General features: G+C 72.4%; 11 protein-coding genes. 4 read left to right on the top strand and 7 right to left on the bottom strand.

The features are described 5' to 3' along the window. Positions 1-227 precede the first annotated feature (227 nt). A complete protein-coding gene (locus tag AB0B55_RS00435; RefSeq protein WP_357169074.1) occupies positions 228-677 on the top strand; it encodes a hypothetical protein in 450 nt (149 codons plus the stop codon). 38 nt (positions 678-715) lie between these two features. Here the strand turns inward: AB0B55_RS00435 and AB0B55_RS00430 are convergent, their stop codons facing one another. From AB0B55_RS00430 to larE, 5 genes are all read right to left on the bottom strand, one after another. After that, a complete protein-coding gene (locus tag AB0B55_RS00430) occupies positions 716-1,642 on the bottom strand; it encodes a lysophospholipid acyltransferase family protein (protein WP_357125290.1) in 927 nt (308 codons plus the stop codon). A 13-nt stretch (positions 1,643-1,655) separates the two neighbouring features. After that, the gene (locus tag AB0B55_RS00425) at positions 1,656-3,233 is read right to left on the bottom strand and encodes a lactate racemase domain-containing protein (protein ID WP_357125287.1); all 1,578 of its coding nucleotides are present in this window, start codon (positions 3,231-3,233) and stop codon (positions 1,656-1,658) included. A 50-nt stretch (positions 3,234-3,283) separates the two neighbouring features. Next, the gene (locus tag AB0B55_RS00420; protein ID WP_357125284.1) at positions 3,284-4,543 is read right to left on the bottom strand and encodes a zinc-binding dehydrogenase; all 1,260 of its coding nucleotides are present in this window, start codon (positions 4,541-4,543) and stop codon (positions 3,284-3,286) included. Then, positions 4,540-6,864 (bottom strand): HAD-IB family hydrolase, encoded by a 2,325-nt coding sequence (locus AB0B55_RS00415; protein ID WP_357125281.1) that lies wholly within the window; start codon positions 6,862-6,864, stop codon positions 4,540-4,542. Before AB0B55_RS00415 ends, AB0B55_RS00420 begins: the two co-directional genes overlap by 4 nt. 67 nt (positions 6,865-6,931) lie before the next feature. Further along, the gene (larE, locus tag AB0B55_RS00410; RefSeq protein ID WP_357169071.1) at positions 6,932-7,825 is read right to left on the bottom strand and encodes an ATP-dependent sacrificial sulfur transferase LarE; all 894 of its coding nucleotides are present in this window, start codon (positions 7,823-7,825) and stop codon (positions 6,932-6,934) included. A 19-nt stretch (positions 7,826-7,844) separates the two neighbouring features. On the opposite strand from larE, the gene larB reads away from it, so the two are divergent. Genes larB through AB0B55_RS00395 form a run of 3 tightly spaced genes read left to right on the top strand, consistent with a single transcriptional unit; the run spans position 7,845 to position 11,153 of the window. After that, positions 7,845-8,501: a nickel pincer cofactor biosynthesis protein LarB gene (gene larB / locus AB0B55_RS00405; protein ID WP_357125274.1), complete on the top strand. Its 657-nt coding sequence runs from the start codon at positions 7,845-7,847 to the stop codon at positions 8,499-8,501. Then, positions 8,494-9,858: a nickel pincer cofactor biosynthesis protein LarC gene (larC, locus tag AB0B55_RS00400; protein WP_357169068.1), complete on the top strand. Its 1,365-nt coding sequence runs from the start codon at positions 8,494-8,496 to the stop codon at positions 9,856-9,858. Before larB ends, larC begins: the two co-directional genes overlap by 8 nt. Next, a complete protein-coding gene (locus AB0B55_RS00395; protein WP_357125266.1) occupies positions 9,855-11,153 on the top strand; it encodes a nucleotide disphospho-sugar-binding domain-containing protein in 1,299 nt (432 codons plus the stop codon). Before larC ends, AB0B55_RS00395 begins: the two co-directional genes overlap by 4 nt. Positions 11,154-11,170: 17 nt before the next feature. On the opposite strand, the gene AB0B55_RS00390 is transcribed toward AB0B55_RS00395, so the two are convergent. Both AB0B55_RS00390 and AB0B55_RS00385 read right to left on the bottom strand, forming a co-directional pair. Beyond that, positions 11,171-12,523, bottom strand: coding sequence for a cation:proton antiporter (locus AB0B55_RS00390; RefSeq protein WP_357125263.1), 1,353 nt, complete (start codon positions 12,521-12,523; stop codon positions 11,171-11,173). After that, a complete protein-coding gene (locus AB0B55_RS00385; RefSeq protein WP_357125708.1) occupies positions 12,520-13,746 on the bottom strand; it encodes a PLP-dependent aminotransferase family protein in 1,227 nt (408 codons plus the stop codon). Before AB0B55_RS00385 ends, AB0B55_RS00390 begins: the two co-directional genes overlap by 4 nt. Between the last annotated feature and the right edge of the window lie 30 nt (positions 13,747-13,776).

Here is a 13,776-nt window from a genome sequence, read left to right as displayed (position 1 = left end):
GAGGCGCGCAGGCAATGTACCCACTTGTCCGCTGGAACGTCCTGACCTGCGATGTAGGACCCGTACGATCGCAACGTCGCAGCCCCCTCCCATAAGCGAGTCTGTGCTACTAATTCATTAGTCGAGGAACGGTCGAACCATAGATGCCCTCGTTGAAGGGTGTCAACGAACCTTTGAGCAGAGGCAAGATGCCGACACACGACGCGCAAGCGCCCAGGAAAAGCCCCATGCGGTGGATTCGGATCGGATCGGCATTACTGGCCGCGCAGATGCTCGCCCTCGGCGTGCCGGCGTCCGTCGCGCCACGGTGGTTCTTCGACTGGTTCCCGTTCGGCGCGGGCTGGGTCGCCGCCGGTGGCCCGTACAACGAGCACCTGCTGTCCGACCTGGGCTACGCCTACCTGGCGTTGGCGGTCGTCCTCGGGTGGGCGGCCGCGCGGCCGGTGCGGGAGTTGTGTCTCGCCGCAGCGGCCGCGTCGGTCGTCGCGAACACGCCACACCTGCTGTTCCATCTGGCCCACGCGGGGGCGCTGCCAACCGCCGACAGCGTCGCGGAGAACGCCCTGCTGGTGCTCACCGTCGTGGTGGGACTGGCGGTCTTCTTCGCCGGCTACCGTCTCCCGGCCGGCAACGCCGCCGGGCAGCCAACCGCCGATCTCCCGCGCGAGCGGCCGTAGCCCGCACGCCGACCGCCCGAACGGGAGTCGTCCGACGGTCAGGAACGGCTGGTCGGCCAGATACGGCGGGCCGGGCGGCCGTCGGCCGCGGGAAGCGGACGCGTCGACTCCCACAACCGCCGCCACTCGGCGGCCTGCGGCCCGGTGGTGGACGCGACGGCGGCGGCCGGCGCGGTCCGCAGTGAGCGGTACCAGCCGACCTCCTCCTCCACCCACAACCGGCCGATCGCGGCGGACATCCGCTCGTGGAACGCCCGCGCCCCCTCGCCCTCGCGGGGCCACAGTGGCCGGCCGTAGCGCACCACGACCGTGCGCCGGCCGGGCACCGGCCAGTTCCGGCCGCGCGGCATGGCGCCGAACGTGCCCCGCAGCGCGACCGGCACCGCCGGAACGTTGTGCGTGCAGCACAGGTGCGCGGCGCCCAACCGCATGCCGCTCATCCAGCCGTCGGTGGACCTGCTGCTCTCCGGAAAGAGCAGCAGGCTCCAACCGTCGCCGAGCAGCTTGGTGGCGAGGCTGCGTAGCCGCCGGTCACCCTGCCGCTCGATCGGGAAGGCGTTGAACACCAGCGACGTCACGACGGCCCGCCAGCGCGCGTCGAAGAAGTAGTCGGCGGCGGCCCCGACGGCCAGCCGCCGCGCGAACCGACGGGGCACCGAGCCGAGAATCAACGGCGTGTCCAGGTGACTCGCGTGATTGGAGACGAAGACGGCGGGCCCCTGCAAGCCGTCGAGGTACTCCGTGCCGCGAACGACCGGATGGGTCTGGGTCCAGGCCACCGACTTGAGCACGCCCCGCTGCAGGCCGAAGCGGACCGCCCCCGCCGCCCGGGTGCGGGCCCAGGCGGTGGGGAACTCGGAGCGCTCGCGGCGGATCTCGTACGGCTCGGCGGAGCGAGGAGTCGTCGCCCGGCCACGCCAGTCGCGGCGGCCGCGCAGCAGCCTCACCTCGTCGATCAGGCGCACGTCGCCTCCCGGGTCATCGGACGTCCGCCAGGGTCACGGGCGGGGCGTGCAGGTAGGTGATGCTCGGGCTCGACCCGACCGTGTCACGCGCCATCTCCAGCGCGTCGGCGAGCGAAGAGGCCGCCCGGAAGCCCATCACCGCCGCCGTCTTCCGGTCGGCGCCGACGAAGATCACGTCGCCCAGGTGCTCCATCGCGTGCGCCCCCCAGTACCACATGTAGAACGGGTGCACGCCGTGGTACGCGTAGCTGGTCCGGTACAGGTGCCGGTACCAGGGGTCCTGCGCGTACTGCTGCTCGTACTTCGCCTCGATCGCCGCCGGGTCGGTGGTCTGCGGCAGGACCTCCTCGAAGAAGTCGATGTAGCTGGGGTGGTGCACCGGGTGGAACTCCTTGGGCATCGGGTGGTAGAAGATGCCGACCCCGCCGCGCCGCACGATGGGCTGGTTGCGGTAGAGGTTGAAGAAGTACCCCAGGCCCAGCGACATCACCAGGATCGGGTTCATGATCGAGTTGACGTTGTACGGGCAGATGAAGGGCAGGCCCCACACGCCGATGTCACTCTGACCCTGCACCTCGGTGAGCTGCTGACGGTGCACGTTGGCGAGCGTGAGCGGGTGGACCGAGTCGGGCCGGCCCGCGTTGACCCCGGTCACCCCGTACGGCGCGTCGTTGTTCTGCCAGACGCGTCGGCGCAGCTTGGGCGGCGTCAGGTCGTTGGCCCGCTTGGCGGCCAGGTAGGAGAGCTGGTCGCCGATCCCCCACTCCCATTCGCGCTTGTTGAGGAAGCCGACCTGGCTGGGGAACGAGTCGAGGTTGAGGGTGGTCTCGACCGTGAAGACCTTGACCGCCTCGCCCAGCACGTCGGCCATCCGGTCGTACGAGTGGTGCATGGCCGAGTTCGGCGGGTCGTTGAAGGAGCGCGAGTGGCGCAGCGTGTGGACGTTGTGGTGGTGGCGAAGACTCCGGTAGGAGCCGAGACCCACGGTCACCGACTTGCTGCCGCCGCTCATCGCGGTGAGGTTGATGTTGGCGTACACGATGAGATCGCTCTCGGCCGCCCGCCGGTTGATCTCCACGTCCTCGCCGTGCGGCGTGGTGCCGAGGTGGACCAGACCGTCCGGGTCCTCGGCGTCATGATTCTTCAGGTGCTTGGGGAAGAACGCCCGGAAGACCCGCTCGCCGACGATCCGCTTCAGCTCGGCCGGCGTCATCCGCCGGTGCAGCGAGTTCGCCGCGATCAGCTCGACGTCGTCCACACCCGCCTCGGCGGCGAGCTCCAGCACGTTCTCGATCACCCGCTGCCGGACGTCCGGTGGGCGCATCTGCGGCAACGGGAGGGACAGGTCGTCGAAGACGATCGTCAGTCGCATCCCGGGGCGGAGCAGGTCGGGCAGCGGCGGCGAGTCCACCGGGTGCAGCAGCGCGCGCTGGATGGCGGCGTCGACGTTGGCGATCGGCGGAAGCGAATCCGGCGGGTACACCACCCGTGTGCCGAGCGGGAACCGCTCGAGGAGGAAACCCTCCCCCTGGTGGACGAGCAGCGGCGGCGTACGCTCGTCGACCTCGAGCACGAAGCCAGGTCTGCTCATGAATTGTCCTTTCGTCGTTCCGGCTCGTGCGGGTGCGTCGGGCTGCTTGGTCAGTTGCGGCTGGGGTCGAAGGCGACCTTGACGGCGCCCAACTGCCCGGCCTTGGCGGCGTGGCCGAGCGCCTCGCGCCACCGCGACAGCGGGTAGATCGCGTCGACGTAACCGTCCAGGGGCGCTTCGGCGGCCAGCGCCATCGCCTCGGCGAACGTGCCCCCGACGGGCTCGTCGGCCTCCGGCGCGTCGGCCTCGGTCCCGGCGGTCGGGCTCGCCGCCGCGCTGCCGCTGGAGGCGTACGACCCGACGAGGTTCAGCTCCCGGAACCAGACGGGTGTCAGGTCCACCCCGCCGGAAGGCATCCCGGACAGCAGCACCGTGCCACCGGCCCGGACCAGCCGCAGCGCCATATCCAGGCCGGCCCCGGCACCGGTGCACTCGAAGGCCACGTCCGCCCCGCCGAGGAGGAAGTCGCCGCCGATCATGGGTTGCTCCAGCGTGCCGCCACAGGCCCGGCGTACCGCGCGAGCCGCACGGGACGGCTGGAAAACCTCGGTGGCCCCGAGCTCGCGGGCCCGGGCGTGCTGGTGCGCGTGCTTGGCCACCACGTAGATGGGGCCGGCCTTGGTCAGGGCACGCAGCGCCAGCAGGGTCAGCAGGCCGACCGTGCCGGCGCCGACGATCAACACGGCCGCCCCGGCCGGCACCTGCGCCCGATGGACCGAGTGCACCGCGCAGGCCAGCGGCTCGACGAGCACCGCCCGGCGGTCGTCCATCGTGTCGGGTACGGGATGCAGCTGGGCCGCGTGCGCGACCATCTGCCGACCCCAGCCGCCGCCGGTGTCGGTGCAGTAGCCGGTCTGCAGGCCGGCGGAGACACGACCGGCGGTGACCCGGTCGCACCGGCTGTGCTGCCCCGCGACACACCATCGGCAGGGCTCCCCGCCGCGTACGGCGCAGGACAGCACCGGGTCGACCACGACGCGGCTGCCCTTGGGCAGGTTGGGTAGGTCGTCCAGGGTCTCCGCGACCACCTCGTGCCCGGGCACGAAGGGCATCGACACGACCGCTCCGAAGTACGGCGACGAGCGACCCGTCAGCAGGCTGACGTCCGAGCCGCAGATGCCGGAGAGCAGCGGTCGCAGCCGGACCCAGTCGCCCGACGGCAGGCTGGGCTCGGCCCGGTGCACCAGGCGCAGGGGCGCCACGTTGCTGGCGAGCACGCCGGACATCCGGCCGCCGAGTTTGGTGGAGCTGGCGCCCCGGGCGGCGAGGAAGCGGGGAGTCGACTGGCGGTATTCCAGGGCCGGCATCATCGGGCCGCTCCCCGCGCGCCGGGGCCGGCGGCCGAGGTGGTCAGCTCGACCATGTTCTCGACCGCGCCGACCGTGTGCCCGCCCCACTCCTCGATGCGCCAGTTCTGGCGCTTCGCGTGGCGGTACAGCTTGGGATCGGGGTTGACGGCCACCGGGTTGCCCACCCCCTCGAGAAGTGATCGGTCGGAGAAGCTGTCGCCGTACGCGTACGAGCTGCGCAGGTCTGCGCCGATGTCGTCGGCGTGGTGGCGGAGCCAGGCCAGGCGGGCCTCGCCCACCAACGGCGGTGAGGCCAAAAAGCCGGTCAGGACGCCGTCGCGCACGTGCAACCGGCTCGCGACCACGTCGTCGAAGAGCGGGCGCAGCGATTCGATGAGGATGTCCGCGGTGCCGGTGATCAGGATGGTGCGGTGGCCGGCCGCACGGTGGGCGCGGATCTGCCGGATCGCCTCCGGCAGCGCCCGCCGCAGCAGCGCGTCACCCATCCGGTCACGGATCAGGTCGCGCAGCGCCTCCTCGGAGGCGCCGGCGTACCGCCGCATGAAGGTCCGGATGAACTCACCCCGGCTGCGCTGCTCGGCGCGCAGGTAGCGCGGCGCGGCTCCGGCGAGCGCGGCGAACTCCTTGGCCCAGCCGCCCTTCGGCCGGTCGGACAGGCGGGCCCACAGGAAGGTCTCGATGAGGTTGGACGCCACCACCGTGCCCTCCAGGTCGAAGACCGCCACCGTGTCGCGGCCCTCGGGCAGCGGCCCGCGCCCGCTGGAACGGGGACGCCGGGTCACCGACTGCCGCAGCAGCGCGGTGATGGCCGGGCAGTGCACCTCCTGGAGGTAGTGCGGCCAGTCCACCTCGGCGACGTCGAAGCTGCCCCGGCTGACCATCTCCTCGGGCACCTGGCGGTGCAGCGCCAGCACGTTGCCGTCGGTGTAGATGGCCTCGACCTCGGTGTAGACGCCGTACAGGTCGGACAGTCGACGCAGCGACTCGATCCGCTTGGTCTCCTTGTGCACCTTCGTCATCCAGTCGCGGGTGCGCGGCGAGGCCGGCAGCCGCAGCAGCGCCCGTTCGGCGAGCGACACGGCGCGCTCACCGGTGCGCAGCTTGCGCTCGATCTGGCTCGCGCCCGGAAAGCGCCAGGTCGGCACCGCGATGTGACCGCGACCGGCCTCGGGCAGCGGGTGACGGCGGAAGTAGTTGCGGATGTTCTCGTCGAGCTGGCGTTGGGTCAGCGGGTTCCGCGCGCCGGTGCCGACGTGGTAGTAGACCGGCGCGGCGGGCTCCGGCTCGACGGCCGCGACCGCCAGCAGGGCGTTGGTGACCAGGTCGATGGGGACGATGTCCACCACCGCGTCGGGCAGGCCGGGAAAGTCCGGAAGCGTGCCGCGCCCGTACGACAGGATGATCGGGTCCACCATCTTGAAGGAGTCGAACCACCCGGGGAACGGATGACGCAGCGCGCTCTGCACGATCGCCGGGCGCACCACGGAGAGGCGCAGCCCCTCGTCGCGGGCGTACTGCTCGGCGACCCGCTCCCCCAGCGCCTTGGTGAACGTGTAGACGTCCGGCCAGCCGACGCTGTGCGCGCGCAGCCGGCCGTAGTCGATGAGTCGCTCGGTCACCTTGCGACGCCGCGCCTCCTCGGCGGCCCGCGCCGTCGCCTGCGGGCCGGCCTTGCCGTGCTCGGCGCGGGCCTCGGCCAACAGCGCGCGCAGCGCCTCGGGGCGGCGGGAAGCGCGCTCCACCTCGGCGCGGGCGGCCCGCGCGGCGGTCAGCTCGGCCTGCCAGTCGACGTCGTGGTCCAGCGGGGCCTCGGGCACCACGCCCTTGCGGGCGCCGGCCACGTACGCCGTCGAGACGTGGACCACGTGCGGACGTCGCGGCAGCGCGACGACCGCATCGTAGAGGTTGACCAGACCGCCGACGTTGACCTCGAACGCCTCGTCGATCGGCGGGTCGAAGGACACGGTGGACGCGCAGTGCAGGACGGCGGTCAGGTCGTCCGGAAGCGCCGGGACCGAGCCGGTGAGGTCGCCCTCGAGGACGCTGACCCGCTCGGCCAGCAACTGCGTGAGGGCCGGCCCGCCGATCCTGCGGCGCAGCGTGCGGAACACCGGCTTGCGCCCCAGTCCGGCGACGCGGTCGGCGCCCGACGTCGCGCCGCGCCCGCGCACCAGCACCGTCACCCGGGTGTTGGGGTAGTCGGCGAGCAGCCGCTCCAGCGCTGCCTGCCCGAGGAACCCGGTCACCCCGGTGAGCAGGACGTGGGCACCATCGAGAGACCAGTTCGGCGTGGCGGGTCGGTCACCCGGGTTGTAATTCACCAGATGAGGATAGCGTCAAACGGGCCGCGCGTCAGCCACCGATTCGCGGAAAAAACGACGCCGACGGTCAGCGCCAGCGGTCCGGATCGTCGAGCAGTTCGTTCATCGATCCGGACCGGAACGCCTCCACGGTGAGCGGCAGGTCGGGGAATCCGGCCGCGCGGATGGCCGCGGCGACCCGCTGGTCGGCACGGGCCCGCTCCACGATGGGCGCGTCGACCTCGAGGCGGACGCCGTCGCCCAGGTCACGGACCCGCAGGTCGACCACCCCGTGCGGGGCCAGCAGGCGGCGGGCGGCCAGCTCGGCCAGCTCCACCCGGGCCAGCCGGGCCGGCGAGATGGGCACCCCGAACGCGATCCGGCTGGCCAGACAGGCGGCGGCCGGTTTGGCGGCCGTGTCGAGGCCCCAGAGCTCCGCTATCGCGCGTACCGCCGGCTTGTCGAGCCCGAGGTCCGCGAGCGGCGTGCGGGCCTCGCGCTCGGCCGCGGCGGCGATCCCCGGTCGGAAGCCGGCGGCCAGGTCCGAGGCGTTGGTGCCCGTCACCACTGTCGTGAAGCCGAGCCGGTCGGCCAGCTCACGCACGGTGTCGATGAGCGTGCTCTTGCAGAAGTAGCACCGGCGCGGGCCGTTCTCGCGGTAGCCCTCGACCTCCAGCTCGCGGGTGCCGAGCACGTGGTGCGCCACGCCGAGCCGGGCGCAGAAGTCGCGGGCGGCGGCGACCTCGGCGGCGGGGACAGCGGCCGAAACCGCCGTCACCGCGGCGACATCGGCCGGATCCAGAGCCCGCACCGCCGCCGCTACGGCGACGCTGGAGTCCACGCCACCGGAGAATGCGACGAGCGTTTTGCCGTATCGTGTGAATTCCGCGACGAGCTGATCCGCGGCCCCCCAGGCCCATCCATCAGGTCTCACAGCTCGACAGTACTGGAAGGAGCGTGAGGTGTCCGCACCGGAATTCATCGACCTAGGATTCGCACGGATGGACGTGGACCGTCTGTCGCGCACCGGCGACCCCGAAGTGGTGTACGGCGCGGGCAAAACTCCTGAACAGGTGACGGGAGCGATGCACGCGCTACGCGTCGCCCATCCGGACACTCCGATCCTCGCCACCCGGCTCACCGACGCCGCCATGGCCCGGTGCGCCGACGAGTTCGGCGCCGACGTGGTGGATCCGGTGTCCCGGACCGCGGTGGTGGGCCCCGAGCGCACGCCGGTGGGCACGGTCGCCATCGCCTGCGGCGGCACGAGCGACCTGCCGGTCGCCCGTGAGTGCGCGGCCACCGTGGCCGTCTTCGGGTCCCGGGCGGATCTCGTGGTGGACGTCGGGGTGGCCGGCCTGCACCGGTTGCTGGCCGAGCGGGACCGGATCGCCCGCGCCGACGTGGTGGTGGCCATCGCCGGGATGGAGGCCGCGCTGCCGTCGGTCCTCGGTGGACTGGTCGGCAGCCCGCTGATCGCGGTGCCCACCAGCGTCGGGTACGGCTGGCACCTGGACGGCCTGACGGCCTGGCTCGGCATGCTCAACTCGTGCGCCCCGGGCGTGCTCACCGTCAACGTGGACAACGGCTTCGGCGCGGGCGTCGCCGCCGCCAGGATCGCCCGCCGCACGCCGAGCTGCGCAGACGCGAATGGCTGAGCCGCGGACGATGACCGAGGACAGCGCGGCGGTCCCGTCGAGCACCGCCCTGTGGGTCGACCCCAGCAACGGCGCGGCCGGCGACATGCTGCTGGCGGCGTTGCTCGACGCGGGCGCGAGCCTGTCCGCCGTCGAGCAGGGCGTGGCGCGACTCGCGGTGGAGCCGGTGACGCTGAAGCTGGAGAGCGTACGCCGACACGGCCTGCGCGCCGCCCATCTCGTCGTCACGGCACCCGACAGCGGCACCCACCGCGACCTGGCCGCGGTGACCGCGATCATCGCGCGGGCGGCGCTCCCGTCGGCGGTGCACGACTTCGCGGTCGCCGCCTTCACCACCCTCGCGCGGGCCGAGGCGCGGGTGCACGGCGTACCCCTGGCGGACATCCACTTCCACGAGGTCGGCGCCCTCGACGCGGTGGTCGACCTGGTCGGATGTGCGCTCGCGCTCGCCGACCTGGGGCTGCTCGACGCGCCGATCCGGGTGGTCGGCCCGGTCGCGGTCGGCTCCGGCGTGGTCCGCACCGAGCACGGCCCGATGCCGGTACCCGTGCCCGCCGTTCTGGAGATCCTCTCCGGCGCGGGCGCACCGATCGCCGCCCATCCGGCCGCGATGGAGTTGTGCACGCCGTCGGGCGCCGCCCTGCTCGCCACCCTGGCCACCGGCTGGGGGCCGCCACCGGCGTTGGTGCCGCACGCGGTCGGGGTCGGCGCCGGCACCCGCGACCCGGCCGGCCACCCGAACATCCTGCGGGTGCTGGTGGGCGCCTCGGCGGCCCCGGACTCCGACGCCACACCCTGGCAGGGCGAACCGCTGCACCGGGTCGACACCACCATCGACGACCTGGACCCGCGAATCTGGCCGGATCTGCTGGAGCGGTTGCGGGCCGTGGGCGCGGCGGACGCCTGGTGCACGCCGGTGCTGATGCGCAAGGGCCGACCGGGGCAACTGCTCAGCGTGCTGGCCGCACCGGCGCAGCTCGACCTGGTCTGCCGGCTGGTCTTCACCTACACCGGCACGCTCGGCGTACGGGTGTCCACCGTGCAGCGCCGCCGGCTGCGCCGCGACCAGATCGCCATGCCGTACGGCGACACCGCCGTACGGGTCAAGCGCGGCTACCTGGGTGACCGTCTGGTCAGCGTGCAACCGGAGTACGACGACGCCCTGGCGGTCGCCCAGCGCGCCGACGTGCCGGTCGCCCGGGTGCTGGACGAGGTACGCGCGGTGGCCCGCGGCGTCGGCCCGTCACCGCAGGCCGAACCGCTCCCGGAGGCCGACTCGGTCCCGGAGGCCGACTCGGTCCCGGAGGCCGGTCCGCTCCCGGAGGCCGGTCCGCTCCCGGAGGCGACGACCGCGTGATCTGTCTGATGCCGCACTGCGGCTTCCTCTCCGCCACCTCGCGCATGTTGGAGATCTACCGCGCGCTGCGACAGCGCGGGGTGACCGCCCGCATCGCCACGCACGGCGGCACCTACGAGCACGTGCTCCGCGACGTCGGCGTCCCGTACGACATCGTCGGTGAACGGATGACGCCGCAGCGGTGCGAACGGTTCATCCGCGACGAGATCGGCATGGGCTACGTCGGTCAGAGCATGTACACCGACCGGGAGATGCGCGACTACGTCACCGCCGAGACCGAGTACTTCCGCCAGCACGACATCCGTACGGTGGTCACCGGCTTCACGCTGACCACCCTGCTGTCGACCCGGCTGGCCGGTGCCCGGCTGGTCACCGAGCACGCCGGCAGTTGGGTACCGCCGCTGTTCGAGCGCGGGATGCTGCCGGCGCCGAGTCAGGCGCACTTCGGCCTGCTGCCGTCGCCGCTGCTGCGGTGGTTGTCCAACTCCCTGCCGTCCCGGGTCGGCTTCTACTGCGGCGGGTTCAACCGGCTGGCGGCCGACCTGGGCGTACCGCGCGTACCCAGCCTCGCCGCGCTCGTCCTCGGCGACCTGGCGCTCATTCCGGAGGTGCCGGAGGTGCTGGGCGTGTCCGCCACGGAGGTGGCCGACTGGCGGCCGGACGGCCGGTCGGGCTATCGGGCGGGCACCCGGCTGCGCTGCGTCGGGCCGCTCTACGCCCGGCTCGACCTGCCGTTGCCCGAGCGGGTCGCCCGTTTCCTCGCCGAGCCGGGGCCGGTCGTCTACGTGGCGGTCAACTCGGCCGAGGTGGGCTTCGTGCGGCGCGTGGTGACGACCATCGCCACCCTCCCGGTGCGCGTACTGGTCGCCGGCACCCACCACGACCTGCACGACATGGCCGGCGACCGGGTCATGGTCGGCGGCGTGCTGCCGAGCCACCTGATCATGCCGGAGGTGGACCTGGCGATCACCGCGGGCGGACAGGGCAGCGTGCAGACGGCGATGGCCGGCGGCACGCCGGTGCTCGGTTTTCCGCTCCAACCGGAGCAGGACCTGAACCTCGCGCTGCTGGAACGGATCGGCGCGGCACGCCTGCTGGCGCCGAGACACGTGGGCGCGAGACTGGCCGCGCTCGCCGCGGAGATGCTGGCCGACCGGTCCTACCGCGAGGCGGCCGAGCGGGTCCAGCGCTGGTACGCGGCCACTGACGGACCCGCGAACGCGGCCGAGGCCATCCTCGCCCTGCACGATTCCGGGGAGGCCGACCCCATCGGCCCCGCCGGCGTCCTGGGTTGATCCGCTGGGTCGGCCCGCTACGCGGCCGGCGGGGCGCCCGTGCCCGCCGGTCGGACGACCGGTCCGGTCGCCCACTGCTCCTCGTGGTCGGCCTTGCGCAGGAGTTCGTCGGCGCTGTGCGCGACCCGGGACATCGCCAGGCGTAGCAGCGGGGGCGCCATCATCGACGTGACGATGGCGACGAGGGCGATGATCGTGAAGGTGGCGATGTCCAGGACGCCGAGCCGCAACCCCACCATGGCGACGACGATCTCGACGACGCCCCGGGCGTTCATGCCGGCGCCGACGGCCAGGGACTCCCAGTGGCCGAGCCGGCTGGATCGCGCACCGAGGTACGCGCCCGTGAACTTGCCGAGGATCGCCGCCGCGAGGACCACGAAGGCGGCGATCGCCACGTCGCGGTCGAGCAGCACGCCGAGGTCCATCCGTAGGCCGGCGGAGGCCAGGAAGATCGGTGCCAGCACGGTGAGCACGACGGTCCGCAGGGGGGCCAGCACCGCCCGCCGATCCCGGATCGCCTGGCCGACGAGAATGCCGGCGACGAACGCGCCGAACACCGCCTCCATGTGCAGCGACTGGGTGATCGCCGCGCCGACGAGGACGATGATCACGGCCGTGACGATGGTCGGCCCGCTCTCGGTGGACCGGCCGGCGAGCCGCAACGCTCCACTCACCAGCGGCCGGCCGACGACGATCGCGGCGACCACGAACGCCACCAGCAGCAGCAGGGACAGCGCGACCTGACCCGCGCGTACGCCGACGGTCGCCATGGCCGACACGACCGACAACAGGAACCAGCCCACGGCGTCGTCGACCATGCCGGAAGTCATGATCAACTGCCCGACGTCGCGGTGGATGAGCTTCATGTCCGCCAGCGTCTTGGCGATCACGGGGATCGCCGTCACGCACATGGCGACGGCGAGGAACAGCGCGAACACCGGGCGTTCCGTGGTGTCCGGCACGAGGACGGCCGGGGCCAGGTAACCGATCAGGATGCCGAAGCCGATCGGGATGAGCAGACCGCCCAGACTGATCCGGAGCGCCGAGGTGCCACGGCGGCGGACGATCCGGGTGTCCAACTCGATGCCGGCCACCCCCACCAGCAGCAGGACGCCGATCTGGGCGACCGCGTCCAGCAGGTGCATCTGCGCCGGGTCGGCGGGGAACAGCCAGTCGTGGACCGCCGGAGCGGCGTGGCCGAGCAGCGACGGCCCGAGCACCACGCCGGCCATCAGCTCGCCGACGATCTGGGGCAGGCCGAACCGCGCCGCCAACCGGCCCAGGCCGAGGCCGAGCAGGAGCAGGGACGCGATCTGGACGAGCAGGATCACGACCTGTCCGCCGGCCAGCGGCATGATGGGTGCGTTCATACCGGCCTCATCTCCCTGATCAGGGCCGCCAGTCGGTCGAGCCCCTGCTCGATCTGCGGTGGCTGCAGCAGGCTGACCGACAGACGGAGCTGGTGGCGTCCACCTCCGTCGGCGTAGAAGTGGTGCATCGGCGTCCACAACACACCGAAGTCGCGGGCGGAGCGCTCCAGCAGCGCGTCGTCCACCACGAACGGCACCGTCACCACGAGGAAGAAGCCCCCACCGGGGGTGTTCCAGGAAACGCCGGCACCCGGCCCGAAGCGCGCGGCCAGGCCGTCCAGCACGTGCCGCAGATTGCGCCGGTACGCGCCGGCCTCGCGCTCGTTGGCGCGGACGAGACTGCAGTCGTGCTCCAGCAACTTGCCGGCGATGATCGCCTGCGCCAGCGGTGAGGTGTTGACGGTCACCATGCTCTTGATCTTGGAAAGCTCGTCGGCCAGCAGGCCCGTTCCCCCGGGGCCGGCCACCGGCTGGTCAGCGACCACGTAACCCACCCGGGCGCCGGGCATCCCGGTCTTGGCGAACGAGCCGAGATAGACGACCCGACGGTCGTCGTCCATGGCCTTGAGCGTGGCCGGGCGGTCGCCACCGGCGTGGAACAGCCCGTACGGGTTGTCCTCGATGATCAGCAGATCGTGTTCGGCGGCCGCGCGCAGCACCGCCACCCGGGTCTCGGTGTCCAGGCTCGCCCCGGCCGGGTTGGCGAAGTCGGGCACGAGGTACAGCGCGCGGGGGCGCTGCCCCGCCGCCCGGGCGTCGCGCACCACCCGGGCGAGGTCGGCCAGGTCGATGCCGCGCGAGCCGTCCCGCACCGGCAGCGTGGTCATGTCCACGAGCGACGCGGCCCCGCGAATGCCCACGTAGTTCGGCGAGACGGCCAGCAGCACGTCGCGGGGGTCGGTCCGCAACGCCCGCAACACGAGGAACATGCCCTCCTGCGCGCCCACCGTCACCACGACCGACTCCGGGTCGACGTCCATCCCCTCGTCGACGGACAGGTTGCGGGCCACCAGGTCGTGCACGATGCCCTTGGTCCGCCCGTACTGCAACAGCGTGCGGTTGACCTGACGTTCGCTCAACCCGTGCTCGTCACGCAGATGGTCGCAGTAGCGGCGCAGGTACCGATGCACCGCCTCGACCTCGAAGAACTCCTCGTAGGGCCGGCCGGCGGCGAACGACACCGCGTCCGGGAAGCGACCGGCGATCTCGTTGAGGAAGGTCATCGAGTCGAGCACCGGGTCGGCCAGCGAACC

Origin of the sequence: Micromonospora sp. NPDC049107, assembly GCF_040648595.1 — a bacterium.
Classification (GTDB): Bacteria; Actinomycetota; Actinomycetes; order Mycobacteriales; family Micromonosporaceae; genus Micromonospora.
The sequence above is the reverse complement of the archived record's forward strand: the minus strand, read 5'-3'. Positions and strand labels throughout refer to the sequence as shown.